The organism is Prauserella cavernicola (assembly GCF_016595675.1).
Lineage (GTDB): Bacteria > Actinomycetota > Actinomycetes > Mycobacteriales > Pseudonocardiaceae > Prauserella_A > Prauserella_A cavernicola.
This window is the reverse complement of record NZ_JAENJH010000006.1, coordinates 335,403-362,209: the sequence shown is the minus strand read 5'-3', so window position 1 is coordinate 362,209 and position 26,807 is coordinate 335,403. Positions and strand designations below refer to the sequence as shown.

General features: G+C 70.4%; 26 protein-coding genes. 9 read left to right on the top strand and 17 right to left on the bottom strand.

What is annotated here, in order from left to right; translation table 11 throughout:
- Positions 1 to 6: 6 nt before the first annotated feature.
- The 8 genes from JHE00_RS24095 to JHE00_RS24060 form a co-directional block, all read right to left on the bottom strand.
- Positions 7 to 1,152: a thiolase family protein gene (locus JHE00_RS24095; protein WP_200321995.1), complete on the bottom strand. Its 1,146-nt coding sequence runs from the start codon at positions 1,150 to 1,152 to the stop codon at positions 7 to 9.
- Positions 1,145 to 1,555 carry a Zn-ribbon domain-containing OB-fold protein gene (locus tag JHE00_RS24090; RefSeq protein WP_200321993.1) on the bottom strand — a complete coding sequence of 137 codons (411 nt, stop codon included), beginning with the start codon at positions 1,553 to 1,555 and terminating at the stop codon, positions 1,145 to 1,147. The genes JHE00_RS24095 and JHE00_RS24090 overlap by 8 nt, the downstream gene beginning before the upstream one ends.
- Entirely contained in the window at positions 1,552 to 2,349 is a 798-nt protein-coding gene (locus tag JHE00_RS24085; RefSeq protein ID WP_200321984.1) for an SDR family NAD(P)-dependent oxidoreductase, read from the bottom strand. The genes JHE00_RS24090 and JHE00_RS24085 overlap by 4 nt, the downstream gene beginning before the upstream one ends.
- Positions 2,346 to 3,575, bottom strand: a complete 1,230-nt coding sequence (locus JHE00_RS24080) for an acyl-CoA dehydrogenase family protein (RefSeq protein ID WP_230424827.1) — start codon at positions 3,573 to 3,575, stop codon at positions 2,346 to 2,348. Before JHE00_RS24080 ends, JHE00_RS24085 begins: the two co-directional genes overlap by 4 nt.
- Entirely contained in the window at positions 3,572 to 4,339 is a 768-nt protein-coding gene (locus JHE00_RS24075; RefSeq protein ID WP_200321980.1) for an SDR family NAD(P)-dependent oxidoreductase, read from the bottom strand. The genes JHE00_RS24080 and JHE00_RS24075 overlap by 4 nt, the downstream gene beginning before the upstream one ends.
- Positions 4,336 to 5,355, bottom strand: a complete 1,020-nt coding sequence (locus JHE00_RS24070; protein WP_200321978.1) for a phosphotransferase family protein — start codon at positions 5,353 to 5,355, stop codon at positions 4,336 to 4,338. Before JHE00_RS24070 ends, JHE00_RS24075 begins: the two co-directional genes overlap by 4 nt.
- A 26-nt stretch (positions 5,356 to 5,381) precedes the next feature.
- Positions 5,382 to 6,170 (bottom strand): enoyl-CoA hydratase/isomerase family protein, encoded by a 789-nt coding sequence (locus JHE00_RS24065; protein ID WP_200321976.1) that lies wholly within the window; start codon positions 6,168 to 6,170, stop codon positions 5,382 to 5,384.
- A 67-nt stretch (positions 6,171 to 6,237) separates the two neighbouring features.
- Positions 6,238 to 6,939 (bottom strand): nitroreductase family protein, encoded by a 702-nt coding sequence (locus tag JHE00_RS24060; protein ID WP_200321974.1) that lies wholly within the window; start codon positions 6,937 to 6,939, stop codon positions 6,238 to 6,240.
- A 139-nt stretch (positions 6,940 to 7,078) separates the two neighbouring features.
- On the opposite strand from JHE00_RS24060, the gene JHE00_RS24055 reads away from it, so the two are divergent.
- The 3 genes from JHE00_RS24055 to JHE00_RS24045 are packed head-to-tail and all read left to right on the top strand — an operon-like array spanning position 7,079 to position 9,965.
- Entirely contained in the window at positions 7,079 to 8,425 is a 1,347-nt protein-coding gene (locus JHE00_RS24055; RefSeq protein WP_200321972.1) for an MFS transporter, read from the top strand.
- Positions 8,422 to 9,189: an SDR family NAD(P)-dependent oxidoreductase gene (locus JHE00_RS24050; RefSeq protein WP_200321970.1), complete on the top strand. Its 768-nt coding sequence runs from the start codon at positions 8,422 to 8,424 to the stop codon at positions 9,187 to 9,189. The genes JHE00_RS24055 and JHE00_RS24050 overlap by 4 nt, the downstream gene beginning before the upstream one ends.
- A 26-nt stretch (positions 9,190 to 9,215) precedes the next feature.
- Entirely contained in the window at positions 9,216 to 9,965 is a 750-nt protein-coding gene (locus JHE00_RS24045) for an SDR family NAD(P)-dependent oxidoreductase (RefSeq protein WP_200321968.1), read from the top strand.
- A gap of 15 nt (positions 9,966 to 9,980) precedes the next feature.
- On the opposite strand, the gene JHE00_RS24040 is transcribed toward JHE00_RS24045, so the two are convergent.
- Together JHE00_RS24040 and JHE00_RS24035 are read right to left on the bottom strand one after the other, a co-directional pair.
- The gene (locus JHE00_RS24040; RefSeq protein ID WP_307832083.1) at positions 9,981 to 11,012 is read right to left on the bottom strand and encodes an alcohol dehydrogenase catalytic domain-containing protein; all 1,032 of its coding nucleotides are present in this window, start codon (positions 11,010 to 11,012) and stop codon (positions 9,981 to 9,983) included.
- Positions 11,013 to 11,028: 16 nt separating this feature from the next.
- On the bottom strand, positions 11,029 to 11,787 hold the full coding sequence (locus tag JHE00_RS24035) for an SDR family NAD(P)-dependent oxidoreductase (protein WP_307832082.1): 759 nt from the start codon (positions 11,785 to 11,787) through the stop codon (positions 11,029 to 11,031).
- A 127-nt stretch (positions 11,788 to 11,914) separates the two neighbouring features.
- Here JHE00_RS24035 and JHE00_RS24030 point away from each other — a divergent pair, with 127 nt between their 5' ends.
- A complete protein-coding gene (locus JHE00_RS24030; protein WP_307832081.1) occupies positions 11,915 to 12,757 on the top strand; it encodes a class I SAM-dependent methyltransferase in 843 nt (280 codons plus the stop codon).
- Between the two features lie 7 nt (positions 12,758 to 12,764).
- Here the strand turns inward: JHE00_RS24030 and JHE00_RS24025 are convergent, their stop codons facing one another.
- Genes JHE00_RS24025 through JHE00_RS24010 form a run of 4 tightly spaced genes read right to left on the bottom strand, consistent with a single transcriptional unit; the run spans position 12,765 to position 18,012 of the window.
- Positions 12,765 to 13,241, bottom strand: coding sequence for a (2Fe-2S)-binding protein (locus JHE00_RS24025; protein ID WP_200321964.1), 477 nt, complete (start codon positions 13,239 to 13,241; stop codon positions 12,765 to 12,767).
- Between the two features lie 15 nt (positions 13,242 to 13,256).
- On the bottom strand, positions 13,257 to 15,521 hold the full coding sequence (locus tag JHE00_RS24020) for a molybdopterin cofactor-binding domain-containing protein (RefSeq protein WP_200321962.1): 2,265 nt from the start codon (positions 15,519 to 15,521) through the stop codon (positions 13,257 to 13,259).
- Positions 15,518 to 16,738, bottom strand: a complete 1,221-nt coding sequence (locus JHE00_RS24015) for an oxygenase MpaB family protein (RefSeq protein WP_200321960.1) — start codon at positions 16,736 to 16,738, stop codon at positions 15,518 to 15,520. Before JHE00_RS24015 ends, JHE00_RS24020 begins: the two co-directional genes overlap by 4 nt.
- Before the next feature lie 50 nt (positions 16,739 to 16,788).
- Positions 16,789 to 18,012, bottom strand: a complete 1,224-nt coding sequence (locus JHE00_RS24010) for an oxygenase MpaB family protein (protein ID WP_200321958.1) — start codon at positions 18,010 to 18,012, stop codon at positions 16,789 to 16,791.
- Between the two features lie 159 nt (positions 18,013 to 18,171).
- Between JHE00_RS24010 and JHE00_RS24005 the strand changes: the two genes are divergently transcribed.
- Entirely contained in the window at positions 18,172 to 18,828 is a 657-nt protein-coding gene (locus JHE00_RS24005) for a TetR/AcrR family transcriptional regulator (RefSeq protein WP_200321956.1), read from the top strand.
- 79 nt (positions 18,829 to 18,907) lie between these two features.
- The gene (locus JHE00_RS24000; RefSeq protein ID WP_200321954.1) at positions 18,908 to 19,468 is read left to right on the top strand and encodes a TIGR03086 family metal-binding protein; all 561 of its coding nucleotides are present in this window, start codon (positions 18,908 to 18,910) and stop codon (positions 19,466 to 19,468) included.
- 45 nt (positions 19,469 to 19,513) lie between these two features.
- On the opposite strand, the gene JHE00_RS23995 is transcribed toward JHE00_RS24000, so the two are convergent.
- Positions 19,514 to 20,857 carry an FAD-dependent oxidoreductase gene (locus JHE00_RS23995; RefSeq protein WP_200321952.1) on the bottom strand — a complete coding sequence of 448 codons (1,344 nt, stop codon included), beginning with the start codon at positions 20,855 to 20,857 and terminating at the stop codon, positions 19,514 to 19,516.
- A gap of 158 nt (positions 20,858 to 21,015) precedes the next feature.
- Between JHE00_RS23995 and JHE00_RS23990 the strand changes: the two genes are divergently transcribed.
- Together JHE00_RS23990 and JHE00_RS23985 are read left to right on the top strand one after the other, a co-directional pair.
- On the top strand, positions 21,016 to 21,714 hold the full coding sequence (locus tag JHE00_RS23990) for a GntR family transcriptional regulator (RefSeq protein WP_200321950.1): 699 nt from the start codon (positions 21,016 to 21,018) through the stop codon (positions 21,712 to 21,714).
- Between the two features lie 62 nt (positions 21,715 to 21,776).
- A complete protein-coding gene (locus JHE00_RS23985) occupies positions 21,777 to 23,099 on the top strand; it encodes an Nramp family divalent metal transporter (RefSeq protein WP_307832080.1) in 1,323 nt (440 codons plus the stop codon).
- A 62-nt stretch (positions 23,100 to 23,161) separates the two neighbouring features.
- Here the strand turns inward: JHE00_RS23985 and JHE00_RS23980 are convergent, their stop codons facing one another.
- Positions 23,162 to 24,061, bottom strand: a complete 900-nt coding sequence (locus JHE00_RS23980; protein ID WP_200321946.1) for an LLM class flavin-dependent oxidoreductase — start codon at positions 24,059 to 24,061, stop codon at positions 23,162 to 23,164.
- Complete coding sequence (locus JHE00_RS23975; protein ID WP_200321944.1) at positions 24,058 to 26,268, bottom strand: FAD-binding protein; 2,211 nt, start codon at positions 26,266 to 26,268, stop codon at positions 24,058 to 24,060. Before JHE00_RS23975 ends, JHE00_RS23980 begins: the two co-directional genes overlap by 4 nt.
- 119 nt (positions 26,269 to 26,387) lie before the next feature.
- On the opposite strand from JHE00_RS23975, the gene JHE00_RS35235 reads away from it, so the two are divergent.
- The gene (locus tag JHE00_RS35235; protein ID WP_200321942.1) at positions 26,388 to 26,768 is read left to right on the top strand and encodes a winged helix-turn-helix transcriptional regulator; all 381 of its coding nucleotides are present in this window, start codon (positions 26,388 to 26,390) and stop codon (positions 26,766 to 26,768) included.
- Positions 26,769 to 26,807 lie beyond the last annotated feature (39 nt).

The window sequence follows — 26,807 nt, the reverse complement described above, 5'->3', positions numbered from 1 at the left end:
TTCCTTTCACCGGGACAGCACGGTGCACGCGCTGATCCCCGGAGCTCCGTACACGTGCGTGAAACCGACCCTCGGGCTCCCCGGTACCTGGTGCTCGCCCGCGTCCCCGCGCAGCTGCAGCACGTTCTCGTGGACCTGCCGCAGTCCCGACGCCCCGATCGGCTCGCCGTTCGCGATACACCCGCCGTCGGTGTTGACCGGCAACCGGCCGCCGATCTCCGTCGCGCCCGAGTCGATCAGCTCGGCCTGGTCGCCGTGCGCGCACAGTCCTGTCTCGGCCAGGTGCATCAGCTCCGCGCCCGACTCGGTGTCCTGCACCTGCGCCACGTCCACGTCCGACGGTGCGACCCCGGCTTGCTCGAACACGGCGCGCGCGGCCTCCACGCTCGGCGACTCGGCCCGTTCCGCCGCCAGCCACGGCGAGAAGACCTCGAACGAGCCGTACCGGCGCGAGCGCAATGCCGCCCCGCGCAGGAACACCGGCCGGTCGCGATACTCCCTGGCCCGGTCGGCCCGGCACAGCACCAGCGCGACCGCGCCCTCGCCCGGCGAGCAGTACATGTACTGCGTCAGCGGGTGCGAGATCATCGGCGCCGCCGCGATCTCGGCCGCCGAGAGCTCCGTGCGCCGCCACGCCATCGGATTGCGCGCACCGTTGCGAAACGACTTCTCGGCGATCCGGGCGAGCACGCCCGGGTCGATGTCGTGCTCGTGCAGGTATCGCTGGATCTTCATCCCGAAGAACTGCGTGGTCACCATCAATCCGGTCTCGCCGTACCAGGCGCCGATCCCGTGCTCGGCCGGATCGGTGTTGAACGCGCCCCTCGGATGCTTGTCGAACCCGAGCACCAGGCCGATGTCGTGCTGGCCGGAACGAATCGCGGCCTCCGCGGCGATCAACGCCGATCCTCCGGTGGCGCAACCGTTCGCCACGTTGATGAACGGCAGTCCCGTCAGCCCGAGCTCCGACACCAGCGTGTCGGCGTCGCCCGCCGAATGCGAACCGCCGAACCCGAACTGCAGGTCCGAGAACCGGACCCCGGCGTCCCGCATCGCTTCCCGCGCCGCGTGCACGGCCTGCGCCCGGCCGGACACGCCGTCCGTGCGGCCGAACCGGTGCATCCCGATGCCGACGATCGCCACCTCAACCATGTGCCGCCTCCACGAACGCGAACGTGTGGACCTGACCCTGGTCGTCGTCCCGGAACGGCACGAAGGCCAGTTCCACCGGCATCCCGATCCGCAGCTTGCCGGGGTCGCTCTCGACCAGGCGCGTCTCGACGATCAGCTGTCCGGGCAGCTCGACATAACCGACCCCGTACGGCTCGTAGGCCTCCGAGCCGGTGTAGGGCGGTTTGGGCCGGAAGCCCTGCACGGTCCACGACCACAGAACGCCCGTCCTGGCCAGCGGCACGTCCGCCAGCACCGAACCGGTGCACCGCGGGCATCCGCTCTGGCGCGGAAACGTGTGCGCCTCGCAGTCCGCGCACCGGCTTCCCAGCAGCGCCAGGCCTTCCGGCGTCTCGGTGAACAGCGACTCGTCGACAAGTCTCACGGCGCGGCCAGCCTTCCCCCGTCGACGGCCAGCAGCGCGCCGGTGGTGTAGGAGGCCTGCGGGCCGCACAGGTACAACGCGGCGCCGACGATCTCCTCCGGTTCGCCGACCCGCTTCGCGGGCCAGTCCCGCGCCATGGCCGCGACCACGTCGGGGTCCCAGGACTTGCTGATGTCCGTCGCGAAGGGACCGGCCAGGATCGTGTTCACCCGCACCGACGGGCCGTACTCCTGGGCGAACCCCGCCGTCAGCGTGTTCAGCGCGGACTTCGCCGCGGTGTAGGGAAGATCGCCCGCGGTCGGGCGCCGCGAGCCCATCGAGGAGATGTTGAGCATCGCCCCTCCCCCAGCGGCCGCCATGCGCGCGCCCACCAGGGCCAGCAGGCGGAACGGGCCCTTCACGTTGACCGCGAAGACCTTGTCGAACAACGCCTCGTCCACCTGGTCCAGACTCGGATACACCGGTGCGATCCCCGCGTTGTTCACCAGCACGTCCACCGGCCCCAGCTCGCGCTCGACCTCGTCGAGCATCGTGCCCAGCCCGTCCCAGTCGCCGACGTGCGCGGCGTGTGCGCTCACGCGCCGTCCCGTCGCCGCGGCCAGTTCCTCGGCCAGCCGCGCGCAGGCGTCCTTCTTGCGCGACACCACCGCCACGTCCGCGCCCGCCGCGGCGAACGCGATCGCGATCTCCCTGCCCAGGCCGCGGGATCCGCCCGTCACCAGTGCTGTCCTGCCCGCCAGTGGTTGTTCCACGACCCGTGCCGCGGCCACCGACTGCTGTAGCGATCTGCTCATCTCGGGATGTCCTTCCACGCCACGCCGCGGTCGGCGCGCGGTTCCGGCGGAAGGCCGAGCAGGCGCTCCGCGATGATCGTGCGCTGGACCTCGTCCGAGCCCCCCGCGATGCGATACCCCGGCGCCCCGAGGTAGTGCTCGGTCCACCGCCAACCGCCGTCAGCGGCGTCGGCGATCAGCCGTGGGCCCAGCACGACCGCCGCGGCCTCCGACACGAGCTTCAGCCGCTGCGCCCACGCGAGTTTGCGCAGCGACCCCAGCGGCCCCGGCTGGTCGCCCGCCCGCCGGGCCTCACGGTCGCGCTGGGCGGAGATCGTGGCGACCTGCTCGGCCACCCACACCTCGGCCAGCAGCCTGCGCACCTCGGGATCGTGGGTACGGCCGAGCCTGCGCGCATCCTCGGCCAGCTGCGCGTAGCCGCCGCCCAGGTCCACCTCGGCTCCCGAATGCCCTCGCTCGAAGCCCAGCGTCGCGAGCGTCACCGACCAGCCACCGCCGACCTCGCCCAGCCGCAGCGAGTCGGGAATCCGCACGTCGTCGAGAAAGACCTCGCAGAACGACGACCCGCCCGACATCTGCCGCAGCGGCCGCACCTCCACACCGGGAGTGTCCATCGGCAGCAGGAACGCGGTCAGTCCCTTGTGCTTCGGCAGGTCCGGGTCCGTCCTGGTGATCAGTTCACCCCACCCCGCGAACTGCGCACCGGAGCTCCACACCTTCTGGCCGGTGACGATCCAGCCGTCGCCGTCCCGCACCGCGCGCGTGCCGAGCCCCGCCAGGTCCGATCCGGCTCCCGGCTCGGAGAAGAGCTGACAGGCCAGCTCGTCTCCGCGCAGCAGCGGCCGGACCAGCCGCTCCCGTTGCCGGGCGGTGCCGAACAGCTGCACGGTCGGGGCGATCAGCGCGGTGCTCACCGATGTCAGCTCGTGCCTGCCCGGCGTCTCGAACTCGCGCTCGACTCCGGCGAAGACTTCCTCGTGCAGCTCCGACAGTCCGGCGCCGCCGTACTCCTCCGGCCAGGACAGCGCGCCGTAGCCCGCGTCGAACCTGGTGCGCAACCAGTGCTGGATGCGGGCGAGCAGAGCACGTTCCTCGTCGAACGGCAGGTCGTGGAACACGGCCACGGACCGGCCCGCGTCGTCGGCACGGGGCGGAAGCCGTCCGGCCAGCCACGCGCGGGCCGTGTCGGCGAACGCGGTCAGCTCGGCCTCGGACACGTCGCTCATCGGGCCGTCCACCCTCCGTCGATCGCCAGCACCTGTCCCGTGCAGTAGGTCGACGCCGCCGAGGCCAGGAACAGCAGCGCGCCGTCGAGCTCGCTCTGGTCGCCAGAGCGGCGCAGCATCGTGTTGCGCTCGATCCACCGCACCGACGCGTCGTCCTCGAACATCGCGTCGTTCATCTCCGTGCGGAACCAGCCGGGTGCGAGCGCGTTGACCCGGACCCCGTTGCGTCCCCAGTGACCGGCGAGCTGACGGGTGAGCCCGATCAGGCCGGATTTGCCCGCCGCGTAGCCCGCGCCGCCCCGGGGAGCGGTGGAGACCACGCCGACGATCGAGCTGACGTTCACGATCGACACGGCGCGTCCCTCCGCCACGCCGGCCACAAGCTGTGCCAGGTGGAACGGCGCGACCAGGTTCGTCTCCAACACCTCGGTGAACGCGGCGGAACTCTCCTCGTGCGGCTTCGCCTTGCTGGCGGTGCCCGCGTTGTTGATCAGCACGTCGAGCGGCCCGGTCTCCGACACCACGTGGTCGACGAGCGCGGCCCGGTCGGACTCGGAGGCGACGTCGCACCGGACGGGGCGCACGCCCTCGACCTCGGCCGCGAGCTCCTCCAGCCGGTCCTTCCGGCGAGCCGACGCCCACACGGTGGCACCGGCCGCGGCCAGCACACGGGCGAACCGGTTGCCCAGCCCGGAGGAAGCGCCGGTGACCAGAGCCGTGCGTCCCGTCAGGTCGAAGACCTCCGCGGGCGAGGGGGCGGTCATCGGGCAGGACCCATCAGGCGCTGCGCGTCGGCGATCAGAGCCGCGATGGTGGGCGGCAGCTCCTCCTGCACGGGATCGTGGTGCCTGCCCTCGCGGTGCCTGCGCAGGTTGTGCCCCATGATCGCGGCCATCTTCATGCGGCCGAGCGCACGGAACCAGGTGTAGTCGGCGTCCGTGCCCCCGGACTCGCCGCGCGCCAGCCGGTAGACCTCGACGAGTTCGTCCTCGCCGGGCAGCCCGTCGACGACCCTGCCCGTGCCCGGGAACAGGCGACCGTCGGTGAACACACCGAACCAGCCGAGATCGACCCGCGGGTCACCGACGCTCCAGATCTCCCAGTCGATCAGTGCCGTGGGAGTCTCGCCCTCGCACAACAGGTTCCCGAGCCGGAAGTCGCCGTGCAGCAACACCGGGGCCACCGAGGCCGGAACCGACGCGGCCAGTGCGGCGAGCAGCTCCTCCGAACCGGGCCGGAGCTCCCGTGGTACCGCACGCATCGTCCTGGTCCACCGGTCGAGCTCGTCGGCGGGATCCGCCGGATCGGGCGCGGCACCACCCGCCGCGCCGACACCGGCCGCCACCCGCTCCACGGGCACCGCGTGCAGCGCGCCGAGCACCCGCGCGGCGGCCAGCATGCGGGACCGCGCGAGCGCGGGGGCGATCGTGCCCTCGACGTCGAGCACCGGCTCCGTGGCATCACCCGCCGCGAAGCTCATCGCGAACCAGGCGGGCTCGGCAGTCTCGTGGGCGATCACGGCCGGAACGGGCAGTCCGTGTCCGTCCAACGCGGACAGTACGTGGGCCTGACGCAGCACGTCGTTGCGCCCGGTCGCGGGCCGCCCGGGAGGAACGGCCTTCACCACGAAACCGAGCTCACCGGCCCGGATCAGGTAGGTCAACCCGGACCGGCCGCCTTCCAGCACGCTCAGCGCTCCGGCGTCCCGGACGGGCAGCGCCCGCCGCACTCGCGTCGCGAGCGCGCCGTCGGCATCAGCGTGTGCCGTGGCTCGGCTCATGTCACTCCTTCACCCGCACCGAGGGATCAGCGACCGGTCCACTTCGGATCGCGCTTCTCGAGGAACGCCGCGACACCCTCCGCCGCGTCCTCCGAGTTCAGCGTCACGCCCACCGCGAGGTGTTCGAGCACCATCAACGAGGCGATGTCGGCGTCGAGCCCGCGATCGACGGCCATCTTCGTGAGCTTCATCTGGAACGGGCTCTTGTCCGTGAGGTGGCTGATGAACTCCTCGACGGTCGCGTCCAGCTCGTCGGCGGGAGCGCTGGCGTTGACCAGGTCGAACTCCGCGGCCTCCGTGCCGCTGAGCAGCTTGCCGGTGAGCATCAGCTCCTTGGTCTTGCGCACGCCCAGCATCCTCGGCAGCCGGTAGATCGGCCCCGCACCACCGAACAGTGCCCGGCGAATGTGGAAGTCACCGATCTTCGCTGTCTCGTCGGCGATCGCGAAGTCGCAGGAGATCATGACCTCGAAGCCGCCCGCGGTGACGTAGCCCTCGAGCACGGCGACCGACGGCTTGGACATGTTGTAGAGGCGGTCGCAGACCTTCGCCGACACCACCGCGACGTCCATCGCGGTGCTGGTGCCGATGAAGTCGGACTGCAGGCTGTCGAGGTCGAAGCCGGAGGAGAACGTGTTCTCCCTGCCACGGACGACCACGACGCGCAGGTTCGCGTCCGCCTCGATCTCGGTGATGATCTCGTCGAGCCGGTGGAGCATCGGCACGGTGATGCAGTTCCGCTTGTGCGGCCGGTTGAACCAGATGCGCGCAACGTGACCGTCCCGCTCGAACTGGATGTCGTCTTCGACTGCCATGAGTCCTCCGAACCACGCTGAACTGAACTGAATTCGACTTGATAATGTTCGCGAGCCCTCGCCGCTGTCAAGACCCCGGTTCGGCGACGATGCCGGCGAGGCGCCCGGCGCGCGGCAGACCCGGATCCCAGCGGTCCCAGTGCACGACCTCGTCGACGGCAGGTCGCCGCGCCCTGCCGAACCGGTCCCCCACCGTGAAAGCCAGCGGGGTCAGGCACACCTGCTGCACCTCGTCGAACGGGATACCCAGCAGCTCGGCGGCCTCCCGCTCCTTGGCGAGGTGCATCGTCGTCCAGCAGGTTCCGAGCCCTCGGGCGCGGGCGGCGAGCATGAAGCTCCACATCGCGGGCAGCACGCCGCCGAGCATCGACGCGCTCGCCATCGCCGAGACGCCGTCGAGCCGCGTGCCGTCCAGGCAGGCGAGGACGATCGTGTCGACCTCGTGCAGCGCCCGCTCGAGCGCGTCGGCCGAGCGAGCCGTCCGCTCCTGCGCTCGCGCCGCGGCCGGGTCGTCGCGGCGCACATTCCCGATGTAGCCGGCCGAGCCGACGTACGTACCGCGGTAGACCTCGGAGTACAGCTCCGCCAGTCCACGTCGCAGTGCCGGCTCGCGCACGACGACGAACCGCGTGCGCGCCACGTTCGATCCGGCGGGCGCCTGCACGGCCAGCTCGACGCAGTCGCGGATGAGCTCGATCGGGACCGGCCTGCTCGGGTCCAGCCTGCGGCGCACGGCCCTCGTCGTCGCCAGTGTCTCGTCGATGTCCATGCGAGCGAACCAATCTCAGTTCGGTCTCGCCGTCAAGGTTTTCCGCCAGCAACTTGAACTGAGATCGGTTCGTGCTTAGTCTTCACCCTGCTAGTTCGCTGGCCTCACGGCCGTCCTCCTGACGCGCAAAGGAGCGCCGATGTCGACACAAGCGCTGCCCGAACGGGATCGAGTCGCTCGCCGGGCGAGCCTGGCCGCCGCGGTCGGTACGGCCATCGAGTACTACGACTTCGCGATCTACGGCTATCTCGCGGTCGTGCTCGCTCCCCTGTTCTTCCCAGGCCAGGACGGACTGGTCGGCCTGCTCGGCACGCTCGGCGTGGTCGCGAGCGGGTTCCTCGCCCGGCCGCTGGGCGGTCTGTTCTTCGGCAGGCTCGGCGACCGGCACGGCCGCAAGACCGTGCTGCTGGCGACCGTGCTGGTCATGGGCGTGGCGACCACGCTCACCGGGCTCCTGCCCACCTACGCCTCGATCGGTGTCTCGGCCCCGATCCTGTTGACCCTCCTGCGCATCCTGCAGGGATTCTCGGCGGGCGGCGAGATCGGCGGAGCGACGTCGCTGTCCACGGAGTCGGCTCCCTCGCGCAGGCGTGGCCTGTTCGGCTCGGCCACCTCGGTCGGAATCTCCCTCGGGCTCGCGGGCGCGGCCGCCACCGTCGGGACGCTGAGCTCGCTGCTCACCGCCGAGCAGATGAGCGCCTGGGGCTGGCGGGTGCCGTTCCTCATCGCCGCACCGCTGCTCGCCGGCGCGGTCCTGTACCGGATGCGGGTGGAGGACTCGCCGCTGTTCCTGCAGATGGTCGAGGAGAACGCGCCCGCCCAGGCACCGGTCAAGGAGGTCGTCCGCACGCACAAGGCCAGCGTGCTGCGGATCGTGGCCATCGCCTACTCGACGATGACCACCGGCGGCATCGCGTCGGTCTACATCCTCGTCCACCTGTCGGCGGTGCTGGAGTACCCGTTGACCGGAGCGCTCTGGCTGGTCGTGTTCATCGTGCTGGTCCCGCTCGCGCTCACCCCGTTGGCCGGCGCGATGAGCGACCGGTTCGGGCGACGGCGGATCCTCGCCGGCAGCATGATCACGTTCGTCGTACTCGCCATTCCGTGTTTCTGGGCCATGCAACAGGGTTCGCTCGCACTCGCCATCGGCGCGGCGCTGATCCTGAACCTTCCGTTCAGCGTCCAGCAGGGAGTGGTGTACGCGCAGTACTCCGAACTGTTCCCGACGCGGGTGCGCTACACCGGCGTCTCGCTCGGCTTCAACATCGGTGGCGTCCTCGGCTCGGGGCTCGTCTCGTTGATCTCGACCTGGCTCGTCGCCGTCACCGGCATCACGATGGCGCCGGCGTTCTACATCATCGTCGCCGCGGCCATCGGACTGGCCGTGGTGGCGACCATGAGCGAAACCCGGTCCGTGGATCTGGACGACGGACCGGCGTCGAAGGTGAGCCGGGTGACCGGTCCCGTCGCGCAGGCCGAGTCGTGAGCCCGGATCAGGTCGCGGACCGTCGCATCGTCGTCACCGGCGCCGGGAGCGGGATCGGGCGCGCCGTCGCGGAACTGCTCACCGCCCGCGGTGCGCACGTCGCCGCGCTGGACGTGCGCCGCCCCGAGTTCGAGTCGAGCGCAGGGCAGCGGCATCCCGTCCTGCCGCTGCACTGCGACGTCGCGAACGCCGCCGCGGTCGAGTCCGCATTCACCGGTGCAGCGACGGGGCTGGGCGGGATCGACGGACTCGTCACCTGCGCGGGAGTCACCGACGGTACCCCGTCGGACGAGATGCCCCTGGCGACCTGGCAACGGCTGGTCGACGTGAACCTCACGGGAACCTTCCTGAGCATCCAGGCGGCGCTGCCGCATCTTCTCGACGCCACGGCCGGGGCGGTCGTCACCGTCGGCTCGGTGGGCGCCATGGTGGCGGCGGGCCGCTCGGCCGCCTACGACGCGACCAAGGGCGGTGTGCTGGCACTGACCCGCAGCCTCGCCGCGGAGTACGCGGACCGGGGCATCCGGCTGAACTGCGTGTGCCCGGGATACGTGGCCACCAACCTCGCCGAGAACAGTGCGGCTGATGGTCAGGGACTGCGGCCCAGTCCGCGCACCGGCATCGCGGGCAGGGTGAGCGCCCCGCTCACCCGTGCGGCGGCACCGGGAGAGATCGCCACCGCGGTGGCGTTCTTGTTGTCCGACAACGCTTCCTTCGTCACCGGAGCCGGGATTCCCGTCGACGGTGGCTACACCGCGGTCTGATCAGGACGAACGGAGCACCGAACGAGATGTCACGACGACTCGACGATCGCCACGTCATCCTCACGGGAGCCACCGGCGGACTCGGCACGGCGATCGCGCAGCGGCTCGTCGCCGAGGGAGCCTCGGTGGCGCTCACCGACGTCGACGTGGACGCCTGCGGCGCACTGGCCGCGCGACTCGGCGGCACCACGATCGCGATCGCTCTCGACGTCACCGACGAGGACGCGTGGAGCCACGCCGTGGCCGAGGTCCAGGACGCGTGGGGCTCGGTGCACGCGCTGGTGAACAACGCGGGCGTCGGGAGCCTGGGAACGGTCGAGACCGAGACACGGGAGCGCTGGGACCAGGTCGTCGACATCGACCAGCTCGGTACCTGGCTGGGCATGAAGCACGTCGGGCCGGTCATCGAGGCGGGCGGTGGCGGCGCGATCGTCAACATCGCGTCGATCCTCGGGGCGTCAGGCGGTCTGGCCAACAGTTTCTCCTACGCCGCCGCGAAAGGTGCGGTGCGCTCGATGACGATGAACGCCGCGCTGCACTGGGCCGCCCACGGAGTGCGGGTGAACGCGGTGGTCCCCGCGTTCATCGGCACGGCCCCACTGCTCGAGCGCTTCGGCGGCACCGAACGGCACACGGCGATGCTGGCCAACACCCCGATGGGCCGGCTCGGGCGCCCCGAGGAGGTCGCCGCCGCCGTCGCGTTCCTCGCGTGCGACGACTCCGGCTACACCACGGGGTCGGAGATCTTCGTCGACGGCGGCTGGTCCGCGCGCTGAGCCGGAAACACCGGCTCAGCGCGGAACCAGCACCGCCCGGCCGACCAGCTTTCCGTCGCGCAGCTCGGCGAAAGCACGGTCGGCCTCCGTCAGCGGGAACGTCGTGGTCCTCGGCCGCAGCGCTCCCTGCCGGGCCAGTTCGACGACCCCGCTCAGCTCCGTACGCGAGCCCCAGAACGGCAACCGCAGGCGGATTCCGGCCGGCAGCACTCCCGGCTTCGCCACCCTCAGGACGCCGCCACCGCTGCCGACCACCACGAGCTCACCCGCCGTGCGCAGCACAGCGGTCGCCAGCTCCAGGCTGCTCTGCGCGCCGGCGAAGTCGAACACCACATCGGCACCACGTCCGCCCGCCACGGCCGTCACGGCGGCGGCAGCGCCTCCGGGTCCGACCGCCACATCGGCACCGCATTCTCCGGCCAGCTCCAACGCGGCATCCCGGGTGTCCACCGCCACGACCTGAACCCCGTAGCACGCCCGCAGGATGCCGATCGCCAGATGCCCCAAACCCCCGACGCCGATGACCACGACCACGGCATCAGGCTCGGTCAGCAGGTCCCGGCACCCCTCGATGGCGTGGAACGACGTCAGCCCGGCGTCGGTGAGCGTCGCGGCGACCACGGGATCCACCCCGGACGCGGACACGAGACGCTCGGCGCCGACGACGACCGAGTCGGCCATGCCGCCGTCCACACCGAGCCCGATTCCCGCCGCCGGCAAGCGGTCGCGGTCGTCGCAGTAGTTGGTCTGGCCACGCTCGCACCGCCGACACCGGCCGCAGCCGTAGGGGGCGTGCACCACCACCTGGTCTCCGACATCGACACCCTCCACATCGGACCCCAGGACGGCGACCCGTCCGCAGATCTCGTGTCCCAGGGTGAACGGCAGCGCCCACGCTCGCGACACCCCGCCGGCCAGCACCGCGAGATCGGAGTGGCAGACACCGGCCGCGAGAACGTCCAGCCGCACCTCGCCGGGCCCCGGTTCGGGACTCTCGTGGTCCACGAGCTCGGCGCGCCCGGAGCCCGCCATCCGGTAAGCGAGCACCGGAGTCTCCTTTCGCTCAGATCGCGTGATAGCCGCCGTCGACCGGGACGGTCAGGCCGGTGATCCACGCGGCGTCGTCCGACAGAAGAAAGGTCACGACCCCGGCCACGTCAGCGGGAGTCGCCATTCCGGGGATCGGGGACTGCGAGGTGACCAGCCGCTCCATCGCCTCGGGATCCGGCGCGGTACGGATGTGCTTCTCGACGAGCGGGGTCCGGACCGCCGCGGGCGCGACGGCGTTCACCCGGATTCCCCTGTCCGCGTACTCGATGGCGGCCGACCGGGTCAGATTGACGATGCCCGCCTTCGAGAAGCTGTACGGCGCCATGTGGCGTTTGCCGGACAGTCCGGACGAGGACGACATGTTGACCACCGCACCGCCACCCGCGGCCACCATCGCCCGCAAGGTCGCGCGCAGGACGTAGAAGGCGCCGTCGGCGTTCACCCTCAGCACGGCCGCCCAGTTCTCGTCGGTCGTGAGGTGCAGCGGAGCCTGCTCGGCCGCGATGCCGGCGTTGTTGAAGACCGCGCCGAGCGGGCCGTGCCTGCCGACCACGTCGTCGAAGACCGAGTCCACGGCCGCGGAGTCGCTGACGTCGAGCTGATACGGCGTCGCGCCGGGCAACCGCGAGGCGAGCTCGGTGATCGCCGAGTGGTCCCGGTCGAGCAGCACGACCTCGGCTCCCTCGGCCGCCAGCCGCTCCGCCGCCGCGCGCCCCAGCCCCGAGCCCGCCCCCGTGACAGCGGCGACGGAACCATCGAACCGGCCCACCACAGCGATCCCACCTCTCGTTTCGCGACCTGAACTGAAGTCGACTCGGTACGTTACCCGGAGCGGGACAGGTTGAGAAGCGCACGACCCGGTCATCGGGCTTCGCTCCGGGGTCTGCGATCGTCGTGGGGTGAGCACCGAGAACCCTGTCGATCCGTCGAACGTGTCCCAACTGACGAGCTGGGACGGCGCGGGGGGCGACGTCTGGGTCGCGAACGCCGACCGCTTCGACAACGGCGTCGCGAACTATCAGGACACCTTCCTCGCCGCCGCGGAGTTCAAGCGGACCTCGGCCGTGCTCGACGTCGGCTGCGGAACGGGGCGCACGACCCGCGACGCCGCGCGGGCCGCCCCGGACGGCATGGCCCTCGGCGTGGACCTGTCGTCGGCCATGCTCGAACTGGCCCGCGAGCGCGCCCGGCTCGACGGGCTGCCCAACGCGTCGTTCGAGCAGGCGGACGCACAGGTCCACGACTTCGCACGACAGGGTTTCGACATCGCCATCAGCAGGCACGGTGCGATGTTCTTCGGCGACCCGGTGGCGGCGTTCGCCAACCTCGGCCGGGCGCTGCGTCCCGGCGGACGACTCGTGCTGCTGACCTGGCAGCCGCTCGCACGGCAGGAGTGGCTGCGCAGCTTCTTCGCCGCGCTGGGCGTCGAGGAGTCACCGCCGGCGGACGCGCCGAGTCCGCTCGCGCTCAGCGACCCGCCCCGGGTTCGGGACCTGCTGACGTCGGCCGGTTTCGCCGATGTCGACCTGCGAGGGCTGGCCGAGCCCATGTACTTCGGTGCCGACGTCGACGATGCGCTGCGATTCGTCACCAGTCAGAACGCGGGCAGGCTGGCACAGCTCGATCCCGACCCGCGGGCCCGCGCGCTGGAGGCCCTGCGCCGCACTCTCCACGGGCACCTCGACGAACGCGGCGTGCACTACGACTCGGCGACCTGGCTGGTCACCGCACGTTGTCCCTGAACGGCGCTCACATGTTCCCGGCTCCGGTCCTGATGGCGTCGCGGATGCGCGAGTAGGTGCCGCAGCGGCAGATGTTGCGCAGGCCGTCGAGGTCGGCGTCGGTGACCGGCCTGCCCTCGGCGGCGACGCGGCGGACCAGCGCCACCGCGGCCATGATCTGGCCGGGCTGGCAGTAGCCGCACTGGGCGACGTCGTGGTCGAGCCAGGCCTGCTGCATCGGATGCAGCTCGGCGTCCACCGTGTCCGCGAGGCCCTCAATGGTGGTGACCTCGTCGGTCGGCCGCAGGTTCTCGACGGGAATCGCGCACGGGTTCACCGCGGCACCGTTGAGATGACTGGTGCACGCCTTGCAGACGTTGATGCCGCAACCGTACTTCGGCCCGGTGATGCCGAGCAGGTCGCGCAGCACCCACAGCAGGCGCACGTCGCCCTCGACGTCGACGGTCACCTGCTCGCCGTTGACCCGGAAGGTGTGCTCGGGCAAGGGAAACTCCTCGTTTCAGCGGGCGTGGTCCAGGCCGTCCACCGGAGACTCGGGTACGGGCGGGACGGTGGGTTTGGGTTCGAAGGACAGGGTCTGGTGGTTGATCGGGAAGCTGGTGGGCATCGTCCCGGTCGCACGGCCGTAGGCACAGGCGACCGCGGCCATCGACGCGGCGACACCCAGCTCCCCCGCGCCTCCGGGTTCCTCCGAGGTGCTGGGCACGACGATGATCCGAACCTCGGGCGGGATGTTCCACTGCCGGGTGTAGAAGTAGTTGTCCCAGCTGGCTTCGAGGAAGTGACCGTCCCGCAGGTGCAGGCTGGACGTCAGCGCCAGCGCGATGCCGTCGGAGATGCAGCCCAGCATCTGTGCCTCGAGACCCCGGGGATTGACGGCGAGGCCGACGTCCACGGCGAAGACGACCCTGGTGACGCGGGGACCGGCGACGCCGTCCCGGACGGGCCGGCCGACCGTCTCGGGCCTGCAGTCGATCTCCACCAGCGCGGCGCTGACCGCCTTGTACTCGGCGTGGAACGCGATGCCCTGCGCGGTGCCCTCCGGCATCGTCCTCCCCCAGCCGCCAGCCTCGGCGGCCCGCTCCAGCACGGCGCGGGACCGGTCGTCGCGCAGGAAGTCGCGCCGGAACTCGTAGGGGTCCTTGCCCATGCGTGCGGCGAGCTGGTCGACGATGAGCTCGCGGGCACACGTGACGTCGGGCGAGTACACGTTGCGCATGCTGCCCGTGTTGAAGCCCCTGCCGGTTTCGCTGAGCAGGCGCGTGCTGACGCCGAAGTCGTACGACATCGTCTGGGAGAGCTGGAAGAACGTGCCGGCGAAGCCGATGTCGCCGACCGGCAGCCGCGCCGCCGTGGCCGTGATGATCTCGCCGAGCCCGTGGCCGAGATCGGTGGTGACGCTGGTGTGCCGCTGGTGGTAGCCGAGCACGGTGTCGCCGAGGTAGGACGCCCGCACCCGGGAGGTGCACATCGGGTGGGTGCGGCCCTGGCGCGAGTCGTCGGCGCGGTGCCACATGAGCTTGACGGGTTTACCCATCGCCTTCGACGCCTCGGCGGCTTCCAGCGCGGCGTCGAAGAACAGCTTGCGCCCGAAGGACCCACCGCCCTCGGTGACGTGCACCGTGACCCTGGACAGTGGGAGCCGGAGCTTCGCCGCGATGCTCTGCTGCGCCACGATCGGCGACTTCAGCGCCGACCAGACCTCGGCTCTGTCCGCGCGCACGTCGGCGATCGCGCAGTTGGGTTCCAGCGCGCTGTTGCTGCGGAAGTAGAAGGTGAACCGGCCCTCCACGGTCGGCGTCGGCGGAGGAAGGCCGATCGGGAGCTCGGCCGCCCGCAGTCGCCTGAGCACAGTGTCGTCCGACGTCCCTTCCACCGTCCCGGGTTTCCAGGACACGCGCAGGGCCCGCACGGCGTCGATGCACTGGCCGAAGGTCTCGGCGCGCACCGCGACACCGGTGGAGATCACCGCGACGTCGGTGACGCCGGGCAGGGCGCGGACCTGGGCGAGGTTGGTCACCGAGCCGACCGCGCCGTTGATGGTCGGCGGGCGGCACACCATCGTCGGCTTGGCGTCGCCGACGTCGAGGTCCATCGCGAACTTCTTGCGCCCGGTGACGGCGGCCAGCGCGTCGATCCGGTTGCGCGGGGTGCCGATGACGGTGAACTGCTCCCTCGGCCGCAGCCGCACCGACACCGGCTCGGTGCGTGTGGCGGCGGCCGCCGTCGCCAGCGCGCCGATGGCGACACTGCCGCCGCGACGGTCGGAGACGACCCCGGCGGTCAGCGTCAGCTCGCGCGGCGGTGAGCCGAGCCTGCTCGCCGCCGCGTCGAGCAGCCTGCGCCGCGCGATGGCCGCGGCGACCCGGACCGGTGTGTAGGTCGCGATGGTGGTGTTCGACCCGCCGGTGAGCTGGTTGAACACCAGTTCCGGGCGGGCACCGGCCAGCGTCACCCGCACCCGTTCCAGCGGCACGTCCATCTCCTCGGCGATCAACATGGCCGTCGAGGTGGTGATGCCCTGCCCCACCTCCGCGCGGGGCAGGGCGAACGACACCGTGCCGTCCGGATTGACCTCGACGGCGATCAGGTTGGCGGTCGGCAGCGCCGCCACCGTCATCAGGTCGTTGAGGTCGAGGATCTCCGTGATCTCCGGCGACGGCAGCTGCGCGGCGGCCGTCGGCCCCGGCCCGGCCACCGCGACCAGGGTCGGGGCCGCCAGCACGTAGCCGAGGAACCGGCGGCGGCCGAGGGTCCCGCTCACTCGGGCCGGTTCGTGGTCGGAATCTCGATCTTGGTCTCCTCGCCCTTGGTGAGGTAGAAGAGGATGTACTGCCGTACGGCCTCGTCGAGGGTCCAGGCGATCTCGGGAACGAGCGGCAGCGGCACGAGACCCTCCCGGAACCGCACCAGCGCGGGCCAGGCGGTGGCGATCAGCGGATCCCACACCGGTTCCCTCGGAATGCCGTCCCAGTCGGCCACCTTGTCGCCGACGAGGTAGCGCGCGAGCGCGTTGCACAACGGCCTGCTGATGCTGCCGGGGCTGGTCTGCTCGGCGAGCTGGCCGAGCAGGATGTCGGTCAGCTCCACGCCCTCGCGGGTCGGGCCCATGTTGCGCGGCAGCACCTGGTCCGACTGTTCGTAGGCGGCATCCCACGACGCGGGGATGTACTCCTCCTTGATGCCGAGCAGGTAGGCGGTCACCTGCCACACGTGCAGGTAGGCATCCGACTCGGCCTTGGTGATCGGCACCTTCCACTCGCGCAGCTTGCGCATGGCGAACGTCGGCAGCGTGTGCCAGGTGACGAGCATGTCCTCCTGGCTGATCGGGATGTCCCCGGTCCAGTGCGGCGACTGCTGCAGCAGGTGCCGCACCGCGGCGTGGACCAGCCGCGTCTTGACGGACTCCACCACGCACGAGCCGCCCGGCCGGTAGGCGTTGAGAGCACCGACCGAGAACCCGAAGATGCTCGTCTTGGCGACCCGGTCCTCCATGTCGGCGCCGCCCTTGGAGTAGTAGACCGAGCGCGCCTCGTTGGGGATCGCCGTGGCGAGGATCCCGCCGCCCACGCCGTTGAGCAGGTTGAGGTAGAGCCCGCGGGACTTGTTGAACTCGGCGGCGATCTCCAGCTTGGCGCGGTCGGCCCACGGCGGCAGCCGGCGCGCCTTCTCCATGAACGCGTGGAGATCCTGGGGAAGCCCGCTGGGCAAGGGCTGGTCGTTGCGGGTCCAGTTCCACAGTAGACGGTTGACCTCGGGGACGTCACCGCGATCGAGCAGTGAGGCGACGAGCCGGTCGGCCTCCTCGTCCCACACCCAGTGCGGGTCGGCGCCGGCCCCGGCGCCCGCGATCGACCCGCTCGGTGCCCATGTCCACTCGACGAGCGAGCGCGCGTGCGCCGGTGCGGCCATGCCGAGGGCGCCGATCGCTCCCAGCGTCCCGCCCGACACCAGGATCCTGCGTCTGTTGAGTTCGGCCATGTGCTGACTCCTCTTTGAGTCCGGTGTCTCCAGTGGCAGCGACGGTCCGATCAGGACGGCCGGTTGGTCTCCGGGATCTCGATGCTGATCGGCCGGGCCTCGGACAGGAACAACAGCGCGGCCCGGCGCAGGAACTCGTCGAACGTCCAGTAGGCCTTGGGCGCCAACGGGAACGGCAACAGACCCTCGCGGACCGCGACGAACGGCCCCCAGGCCGCGTTGAGCAGCGGATCCCACACCGGCTCCCTCGGGATCTTCAGCCAGGCCGCGATCTCGTCGCCGAGCATGAAGCGCGTGAACGAGCCGAGCACGGGCTTGCTCAGGATCCCGGCGTCGATCTCGGAGCCCAGGTTGAGCAGGATGTCGGCCAGCTTCACGCCCTCGGGGGTCGGCGCCAGCACGGGGTCGAGGACCTGCTTGGCCTGGGAGTCGGCCTCGGCCCAGGACGCGGGGATGTACTCGTCCTTGATCCCGAGCAGGTGCGCACCCAGCTGCCACGAGTGCAGGAACGCCTCGGACTCGACGCGGGGAATCGGCACCTCCCAGGCCCGCAGCTTCTGCATCACGGTGGTGGGCAGGCTGTGCCAGGTGACCATCATGTCCCGCTGGCTGATCGGGATGTCCTCGTCCGCGACGCCCGCCCAGTGCGGGGACTGCGGCAGCAGGTGTCGCACCGCCGCGTGCACCAGCCGCGTCTTGACCGAGGTCACGATCATCTCGCCGTCGGGCTGGTAGGCGTTGCGCGAACCGATGTCGTAGCCGAGCTTGGCGGTTTTGGAGATGCGGTCCTTCATGTCCGCGCCGCCCTGCGAGTAGTAGACCGCTCGCGCTTCCTTGGGGATGACCGTGCTCATCATGCCGCTGGCCAGCCCGTACAACACGCCGAGGTAGAGCCCCCGCTTCTCGTTGAACTCCACCGCGGTGGCGAGCTTGCCCTGATCGGCCCACGACGGCAGCGAGCGCGCTCGCTCCATGAAGTCCCGCAGGTCCGCGGGCAACCCGTCCGGCAGTGGCTGACCGTTCTTCGTCCAGGTGCGCAGTAGCGCGTTGACCCTGGGGACGTCGCCACGGTCGAGCAGCGAGGCGACCAGCGGGTCCGCCTCCTCGTCCCACACCCAGCGCGGGTCGGCGCCCGCTCCCGTGCCCGCCACCGAACCTTGTGGCGACCACGTCCACAGCGAGCGAGCCTGTGCGGGGGACGCCACGGTGAGCGCGCCCAGCGCACCGACCGCTCCCCCGGCTATCAACATGTTGCGCCTGCTGAGTTCCGCCATGCCGCGAACTCCTCCTCGAGTCACGAATTCGGAATGATACCCTGATACGCGCAGTGATACTTTGTATCAGTGAGGACGTTTCGGAGGCAAGACGCCAACCGGCCGCTGGAGTGAACACGCACCAGGAAGGGCGCCGTGGAACCTGTACTGTCCGCTGACATGACTCGACCGGACTCGGAATCGCTGCTGGAACGGGCGTTCGCCGACGCCGTCGAGCGGGCCGACGACAACGACGAGGGCACCGAGCGGCTGCTCGCGGCCGCCTACGAGCAGTTCTGTCTCGTGGGCATCCGGCGCTCCACCGTCGAGGACGTGGCTCGCCGGGCCGGGGTCTCGAGGGTCACCGTCTACCGCCGGTTCGCCACCAAGGACGCGCTGGTCGAACAAGTCGTGCGGCGCGAGTTCCGCCGCTACTTCGACGAGTTCCTCGTGGAGATCAAGAAGGCCGGGACAATCGCCGACCGGGTGGTGCTCGGCTTCACGAGCGCGTTGCGCGCCATCCGGTCCAACCCGCTCATCGGCGGGCTGATGGCCATCGAACCGGACGTGCTCGTGCCGTCGATGATCAACGACGGCGGACGGACCATGGCCACCGTCCGGCGCTTTCTCGCGGGCCAGCTCCGTCGCGAACAGGAGGCGGGCAACGTCTCCACCGCCGTGGACGTCGAACTCGCCGCCGAGGTGATGGTCCGGCTGTCCGCGTCGTTCCTGGTGACGCCGAGCGAACTCGTCGACCTCGACGACGACGAGCAGGTCCGTGCTGTAGCCCGCAGGTTCCTCGTGCCGATGCTCGACGCGCCGCCAGAGCCCACCTGATCACGACGCCGAAAAGCCGCGAGCACTGGCCTCCGCTCAGGGTGTGGACCTGTCGGACCGGACTCCCCAGGGGCGGACGATGGACGAACTCACGGTGCTGCGTCGTGCCGTCACCGAGTTCGACCGGCGACTGCGCGACGTCGCCGGGGACCGGTGGAGGTGGCCCACGCCGTGCGAGTCCTGGACGGTGCTGGAGCTGGTGGAGCACGTCGCCAACGGCAACCGCATGGCCGTCCTCCTGCTCAACGGCGCCACCGCCGACCGGGCCGCCGCGCGCGTGCGACGTGGCGGCCTGACAGCCGATGCGGCCGCCGGTGACCTCCGGGACAGCGCGGAGGAGCAGGCTCGGGCCTTCGCCGAACACGGTGCGCTGCAACGACTCTGTCAGCATCCCGCCGACCGGATCAGCGGGCGCGAGTTCGCGCTCTACCGGGCCGGTGACATCGCCGTGCACGCGTGGGATCTGGCCCGTGCCACCGGAACCGTCGAGGCCCTCGACCACGAGCTCGTCGCGGTGGTGCTGACGACCTACCTTCCCTGGGTGACCGCGCTCGGCCCGAACGATCAGTTCGACCCCGGCCACGACCCCGGCGGGTCGCCGCAGGAGCGGCTCCTCACGGCTCTGGGGCGTCGTCCCTGAGAACACGAGGTGCGCGCCGAGCAGGACTCGACGCGCACCCCCGCACTAGTTCCCGAGCGAGACCCCGATGTCGGCCAGCGCCTTCTGGACGACCTCGACGGGCAACTCCCGTGGCGAGACCTTCCGGCGCGCGCATTCGGCGGCGGCGATCCCCGCCGCCTGAGCCGTGATCGCGCACGCCGGCGTGTTGCGGGTCGAGGCGAACGCGCCGGAGTCGACGGACAGGCAACGACCGGCGATCAGCAGACCTTCGGCGCCCCGGGGCAGCATGGTCCGATACGGAATGCCGTAACCGCTGTTGACGCCGATCATCGCGCCGCCCTCACCGCCCGGCTCGTGGATGTCCAGCGGCGCGTTCGACAGTCCGATGGCGTCGTCGAATCGCGCTTCGCCTCGGACGTCGCTTTCGGTGAGCACGTAGTCGCCCTGGATGCGGCGGGTCTCCCGGACACCGAGAACGGGCGCCACGTCGAGGAAGATCGCCGACTCCATCCCGCGGACGTACTTCTTCAGGAAGTCGAACGCGCAGTACGCCTGCTTGCGCACCTCGAGGGCCGCCCGGGTGCGGGTCCGCGGATCGAGCGCGTTGCCCTGGACCCGGGTGGCGTTGACGTTGAGCTCGCCGGGCAGCAGCCCGGCCTTCATGTGCAGGTGGGTCTTGGGGATGATCCACTCGAACCCGTCGCGACGCGCGTCCGCGATGCGCTGCTCGAAACCGGCCATGTAGAACTTCAGGACGTAGTCCTCGTTGTCCTGGCCCGCGCCCTCGGGGATCACCAGTTCGCGGATGTCGTCGGGGTGGTCCAGGCAATCCTGGGCGAACTCCGAGAACCGGACGTTCAGGATCCGGAAGTAGCTGGTCATCGGCTGCACGTGCCCGTCACCCGGGCGCCCGTACATGAAATCCACTCCCGCCAGTGCGGCGAGATCGCCGTCGCCACTCGCGTCGATCACGGTCGTGGCGGTGGCCAGCTGCGGACCGGCCTTGGTGTGCAGCTCGACCCCGCGCACCCGGTCGCCCTCGCGAAGCGCACCGGTGACATGGGCGAAGAGCAGGACCTCGACCCCGGCCTCCTCGATGGTCTCGATGATGACGCGCTGCATCACCTCGGTGTCGAAGACCCCGCTGTAGCCGCCCCAGTGCGATTCCTGGACGTTCGGGTCGGCACCACCGTAGGCGGCGGCACGTTCGATGAGTTCGAGGTATACACCAGGCTGGACGATGCCGGTCGGCTTGGTGAGACGGCCACCGGTGATGAGCCCGCCCAGGATGCCGCTGCTCTCCACCAGCAGCACGGTGGCTCCGGCGCGGGCCGCGGCGACGGAAGCGACGATTCCGGTCACGCCTGCCCCCACGACGATGGTGTCGTAGTCACCAAGATGTTCCATGGTTCCTCACTTCCGCAGCTGGCTTACGGGTTCCTGATCAGCGCCGACGATGCGTGCGTGGATCGACGTGCAGAGCCGACGTCGTACAAGGGTTGACTCACCCGGCTACCGGTATACCATACGACGATGTTGGTATACCACCCTTGGCGGAGGGCCCGATGACCACCGGAGAGCGCGACGGCAGCGCGCGTAAGTACGAGGCGATCCGCCAGGAACTGCGCACCCGGATCCTGAGCGGCCACTACCAACCTGGCGACCCCATTCCCGAGCGCGTGGTGGCCGACGAGCTGGCGGTGAGCCGGGTTCCGGTTCGCGAGGCGCTCCGTCAGCTCGAACGCGACGGGCTCGTGTCGATCATCGCGCAGCGAGGCGCGCACGTACGCGAGTTCAGCGCGGAGAACATGCACAGCCTCTACCAGGCGCGCGAAGCACTGGAGGGAATGGCGGCACGGCTGGCCGCCGAGCGCGTCGACGAGGACTTCCTGGCCCCGTTCATGGTGCAGTTCGAAGGGTTGGTCGACGGATCGATCGACATGAGTCCCACGGAGGCATCCGAGCTCGGCAACGACTTCCACGACGCCATCGCCCGGGGAAGCCGCAACGCCACGGTGATCGAACTGCTCGCGACGATCCACGACCGCGTGCGGCTGTGCCGCCGGCTCGCCTACGGGCACGCGTCACCCGCCTGGTCGCGACGCGCCGCCGAAGAACACCTGGCCATCGCGACGGCCATCAGCCGCGGCGACGCCGACCTCGCCGAGGACACCATGCGCAAGCACGTGTCGACCTGGGCCGGCTTCCTCCGATCCCGGCTGGCAGGCGACGTTCCGCCCCCGAACTCGGACGACACGATCTGACACCTTCCGAGCCAGCCCGCGGGAATCGAACGAACACACTCAACGAGGAGTAGTGATCCACCGTGACAGCCCCTGAAACTCGAGCTGGCGTAGCGCCCGTCCCCCAAGGCGCGCGGGGCCATCTGCGCGCCCTGGGACCCGGCATCGTGATGGCACTGGCGTGGATGAGCGCCGGTGACCTCATCGCGTCGTCGGTGTCCGGTGCGGACTACGGCTACGCGCTGATGTGGGCACTGGTTCTGTCACTGCTCGCGCGCTACGTGTTCGTCGCGGCGATCGCCAAGTACGTCCTGTGCAACAACAACTCGAGCAACTCCATCATGGAGGGCTTCGCCAGGATCTGGCGCCCGCTTCCGTTCATCATCGGGCTGTGCGCGTTCGCCCTCGGATTCGGCTATGCGACCTACATCATCAAGGGCGCGGGTACCGCCTTCTACAACCTGATCGGGCGGCCGGGAGACTCCGAATGGGGTGTCTTCTACTCCGCGGCCGCGCTTGTCGCCGTCACGCTGCTCCTGTTGTTCACGCGCAGGCAGTATGCGACGTTCGAGTTCGTCGCCCGCGCCGCCGCCGTGATCCTGCTCGGCAGTTTCGGTGCTGTCGTGCTGATCCAGGGGTTCGACCCGGCGGAGTTCGTGCAGGGGCTGACGTTCCAGGTTCCCGAGAGCACGGGAGGCTTCGAGAGCCTCGTCATCGTGGCCGCACTGATCGGCGGCGTCGGCGGGTCGACGACCAACCTGATGTACAACTACTTCCTGCAGGACAAGGGTTGGCTGACACCGAAACACCGCAAGATCCAGTTGATCGACCTCGCCGTCGGCATGCTGGTGATCCTGGTCATCAACCTCGCGATCTGGGTGACGGCGGCGGAGACGAGTGTCGCCGGCAGCGCGATCGACGACGCGAACGCCCTCGCGGGACTGCTGGGCAGCACGATCGGGCTGGCCGGAGAGATCCTGTTCTGGCTGGGGCTGTTCTTCATCACCTTCACCACGTTTCCGGCGTACTCCTACGGACAGACGAAGCTCCTGATGGACGGCGTGGTCAACACCTTCAGGCCAGCCGGTGACGCCGCTTCCCAGGTGGCCGGCGAGGACTTCGAGAAGAAAGCGTCCTTCCGGTGGCTGCAGGGAGGCTTCCTCCTGGTGCTGCCCCTGATCTTCTCGTTGCCGGTGATGCCGTCGTTCGTGGAGCTCACCATCCTGGTCAACGCGCTGGCCGCGATCGCGGGACCGATCATCATCATCGCGATCATCGTGCTGACCACGAGCAGCAAGTTCGTGCTGCGCCAGCACGTCAACCGGTGGTGGATGACCGCGGCACTGATCGTCGTCGGCGGCATCGGCGTCTGGGCGTCATACCAGGCGATCGTGGGGATCTTCTGACCACGAACACAGTCGCGAGCGGGACCTCGGATCCGGGGTCCCGCTCGTACCACCGAACAGCGTCACGCCGTGCGTTCGGACTGGACGAGCTCGCGGGTTCGCGGCGCGACCTCGTGTCCGAAGAGGTCCAGTTCGGCGGGCTCGTCCGAGGCGAGGATGAACCCGGACACGCCGTACTGCAGTGCGAGGTCGGCGAGCTGCTCCGCCCAGTCGCCGGGGGTTCCCTGCAACAGCCCGCCACCGCCGGTCGTGAATCGGCCGCTCAGGTTGAGCAGGCGGCTGACCGCGGCGGGCTCGCGGCCCGCGGCCGAGGCGGCCTCGTCGATCTGCTCGTTCATGGCGTCGAGCGATGCGGGACCGTCGGGCAGATATCCCAGTGACGGCAGCCAACCGTCGGCGATCCGCCCGGTCAGCCGGAGCATGCGCGGCTTGTAGGCGCCGATGTGGATCGGGATCCGGTGGGCGGGCGCGGGCCCGCGCTTGGCGCCGGTCACGGAGTAGTACTCGCCGTCGACCTTGAGCGGGCCCGGCTCGTCGGTGGCCCACAGTCCACGGATCACCTGGACGGCCTCCTCCAAGGCCTGCACGGCCTGGCCCGGAGTGAGCCTGCGACCTCCCATCGCGGCGATGCCGTCCCAGAACGCGCCCGCGCCGATGCCCAGGTCGACCCGCCCTCCGGTGAGCCGGTCGAGGCTCGCGGCGGCGCGGGCCAGCACGGCAGGCGAACGCAACGGAAGACTCAGTACGTTGCCGCTGATCCGGATCCGCTCGGTGCGCGCCGCGACGTACGACATCAGCGTCCAGGTGTCCTGGAACGCCGACTGGTAGGGGTGGTCCTGGAAGCTGACGAGATCGAGCCCGGCCCGCTCCGACGCCAGTGCCAGCTCGACCGGCGCCTGAGGCGGGCGGGCGGCGGGCGTGACGAAGCTGCCGAACCACAGGTCGTGGCCGTAGTCGGTCATTGGTCGCTTCCTCCGGGATCGTTCGTGGCGGGAGTGAGTGCGAAGTTGTCGTCGAACACTCCCTCCGGGTCGTACGTGGACTTGAGCCGACGCAGCCGCGAGAGAGTCGCCGGTGGAAAGGCCTCGGCGAGGCGTTCGGGCCGGAGACTGGACTCGAAGCTGAGGTAGAGGCCGTCGAGGAAGGGACGCAGCAGCTCCCAGGCCGCGTCCACCACCTCGTCGTCACCGCCCATCACCACGAGCGAGAAGTTCGCGTCGCGGTGGGCGTAGGCGGTGGCGTCCGCGGGAACGTCGGCGACGGCCCCGCCGACCGCGCGGAGCTGGAACCAGCCGATCGCGCCGCTGCGGAGCACACGGGCCGAGGCCGCGGCGAACTCCGGGGTCACGTGCCGCAACAGGCCACTGCGCGAGACCGGCTCGCCGCGCGATACCGGCGCGTCGTCGCTCGCGTTGTTCATGACGGCCGCGTAGGACGAGATGGCGACGTCCTGGGCGTACATCGGGGAGATCGCGGCCAGCGGCTCCAGCCGCGCGAGCACGGTCTCGCGGTCGGCGGCGTGGACCATGGTGTGGCTCAGCGCCACCGCCGGTCGCCCCGCCCGCGACGGCGGCAGGATCACGAAGCTGGTGAGATCCCTCGGGGACTGTTCGACCACGCGGCCCCACTCGACGAGGTAGCGCTCGACGTCGCTCGCGTCCTGGGTGAGCTGGGCGAAGGCGACCGGACCGACCTCGTCGGCCTCGAACTCGAACGCGGTGACGATCCCGAAGTTGGCGCCCGCACCCCGGACCGCCCAGAACAGGTCCGCGTTCTCCACGTCGCTGGCCCGCACGATGGAGCCGTCCGCGAGCACCATCTCCACGGCCCGCAGGTGGTCGATCGTCAGACCGTGCTCGCGTGAGAGGTATCCGATGCCGCCCGCGGTCGCGAGGCCGCCGACGCCGACACCGCCGTAGTCGCCCGAGCTCAACGCCCAGCCGTAGGGTTCCAGCGCGGCCGCGACCTCGGCCCAGCGGGCACCCGGCCCGATGCGCACGCGGCGCGTCTTCTCGTCGAGGACCTCGATCGTGTTCATCAGCGACACGTCGATGACGATCCCGCCGTCGTTTGTGGAGCGTCCGGAAACCCCGTGCCCGGCGCTGCGGCGGGACAGGGGCACGCCGGGATGCCGGCGGGCGTACGCCAGCGCCTGCGCCACCTGTTCGGCCGTCGTGGCACGCAGGACGATTCCCGGTGCACCACCGCGCAGGTACCCGGAGCGCAGGCGCGCGTAGGCCAGGTCGCCTGGCTCGACGACCTCGGCCATCCCCTCCGGAGTGCCCTCGTAGTCGATCCCGGGGCGGCGCCTGGCGAGCGCCGCCGCACGGCGGACCCGTGTGCTCGACCAGCCGTGAGGCAGCGCCGCGTCCACGGCGGCCCGCAGCGCGGGAGCGACATCGTTCGCGAACCGCGCCGCGAGATCCTCGGAGTCGGTGTCGAGCACGACCGTGCCCACCCCGTGGTCGAGAACGAGTGGCAGCAGGTCGCTCACCCAGTCCTCGGTGGTTCCGGTGAACGTGCCCGCGCGCTCGCCGACGTCACCTCGGATCGTGATGCGCCTGCGGATCTCACGGGGATCGCGCCCCGCCGCTCGCGCGGCCTCGTCGACCACGCGGTTGCCCTCCGCCAGCGCGGTGACGTCGCCCGTCGACCATTCGTCGGCCTGCCGTCCCACCAGCCGCAGCACGTGGCTGTCGGCGTGCACGGCGATCGGCACGTCGTGCGCGGGCGCGGCCTTCTGCGCGCCGGAAAGCCGGTGGAGGCGGCCGGTGTACCGGCCGAGGCCGCGGTCGAGGACGTTCCAGAGCTCGCGGACGACGGCGATCGTGTCGCCGAGTGCTTCCCCGGAATCCGCCGCTTCGGCGTGCAGAGCCAGTTCGACCCGGCCCGCTGTGAGCTGGTCCAGACTGGCGACGGCCCTGGCGAGCATTGCCGGATGCGGCGTCGGCGGAGACTCCACGACCAGCCCGAGCGAGCCCGTCGCCGCCGCGATCCACGACGACACGGTGCCCGGCTCGAGGTCGGCGCCCGCGGTTCCGGCCGGGACGACCAGCAGGTCCAGTCCCCACCGCTCGGCCAGGGCCGCGCTCTTGATCAGGTGATCGGGTTCGTGGTCGGCATCGGTGCTCAGGCGCAGCCCGAACCTCAGCCGGTGTCCGTAGTTCACAGCGCGTCGGGACGAGCGGTGCGTGCGTTCATGACACCAGGCTGCCCGAGAACGACCACCGGCGACAAACGGGAGGTGAGCAAGTCAACTAAACCAACTCGGTCAGGTATCATGACCGGGTGGGCAGCTCTCGATCGACCGACGAATCCTCCGCCGCGGACCAGCGCCGCCCCGACATCGACTACGCGCACATCGACGACGACGTGTGCCGCAGCTTTCAGCGCTCGGTCGAGATCGTGGGCAGGAAGTGGACCGCCGCGGTGCTCATGGCGTCGATGCGGGGCGCCCGCCGGTTCGTCGACTACCGGGCACGCGTCACCGGAATCTCGAACCAGCTGCTGTCCCAGCGCCTCCGCGAGCTCGAGAGCCACGGCCTGATCGAGCGGGTCGTGGTGCCGACGACCCCGGTCCAGATCACGTACCGGCCCACCGAGCGAGGCGCGAGTCTGATGCGCGTCCTGCACCCGCTCGTCGAATGGAGCGTCCAGAACAAGGACTAGTTCTCGCCGCCGTCAGGGACTCCGCGCCGCGCGGTGGTT

Coding starts and splice junctions, on each gene's coding strand:
- JHE00_RS24095 (WP_200321995.1), bottom strand. CDS start 1,152: ATGGTTGAGGTGGCGATCGTCGGCATCGGGATGCACCGGTTCGGCCGC.
- JHE00_RS24085 (WP_200321984.1), bottom strand. CDS start 2,349: ATGAGCAGATCGCTACAGCAGTCGGTGGCCGCGGCACGGGTCGTGGAA.
- JHE00_RS24080 (WP_230424827.1), bottom strand. CDS start 3,575: ATGAGCGACGTGTCCGAGGCCGAGCTGACCGCGTTCGCCGACACGGCC.
- JHE00_RS24075 (WP_200321980.1), bottom strand. CDS start 4,339: ATGACCGCCCCCTCGCCCGCGGAGGTCTTCGACCTGACGGGACGCACG.
- JHE00_RS24070 (WP_200321978.1), bottom strand. CDS start 5,355: ATGAGCCGAGCCACGGCACACGCTGATGCCGACGGCGCGCTCGCGACG.
- JHE00_RS24065 (WP_200321976.1), bottom strand. CDS start 6,170: ATGGCAGTCGAAGACGACATCCAGTTCGAGCGGGACGGTCACGTTGCG.
- JHE00_RS24060 (WP_200321974.1), bottom strand. CDS start 6,939: ATGGACATCGACGAGACACTGGCGACGACGAGGGCCGTGCGCCGCAGG.
- JHE00_RS24055 (WP_200321972.1), top strand. CDS start 7,079: ATGTCGACACAAGCGCTGCCCGAACGGGATCGAGTCGCTCGCCGGGCG.
- JHE00_RS24045 (WP_200321968.1), top strand. CDS start 9,216: ATGTCACGACGACTCGACGATCGCCACGTCATCCTCACGGGAGCCACC.
- JHE00_RS24015 (WP_200321960.1), bottom strand. CDS start 16,738: ATGGCCGAACTCAACAGACGCAGGATCCTGGTGTCGGGCGGGACGCTG.
- JHE00_RS24010 (WP_200321958.1), bottom strand. CDS start 18,012: ATGGCGGAACTCAGCAGGCGCAACATGTTGATAGCCGGGGGAGCGGTC.
- JHE00_RS24005 (WP_200321956.1), top strand. CDS start 18,172: ATGACTCGACCGGACTCGGAATCGCTGCTGGAACGGGCGTTCGCCGAC.
- JHE00_RS24000 (WP_200321954.1), top strand. CDS start 18,908: ATGGACGAACTCACGGTGCTGCGTCGTGCCGTCACCGAGTTCGACCGG.
- JHE00_RS23995 (WP_200321952.1), bottom strand. CDS start 20,857: ATGGAACATCTTGGTGACTACGACACCATCGTCGTGGGGGCAGGCGTG.
- JHE00_RS23990 (WP_200321950.1), top strand. CDS start 21,016: ATGACCACCGGAGAGCGCGACGGCAGCGCGCGTAAGTACGAGGCGATC.
- JHE00_RS23980 (WP_200321946.1), bottom strand. CDS start 24,061: ATGACCGACTACGGCCACGACCTGTGGTTCGGCAGCTTCGTCACGCCC.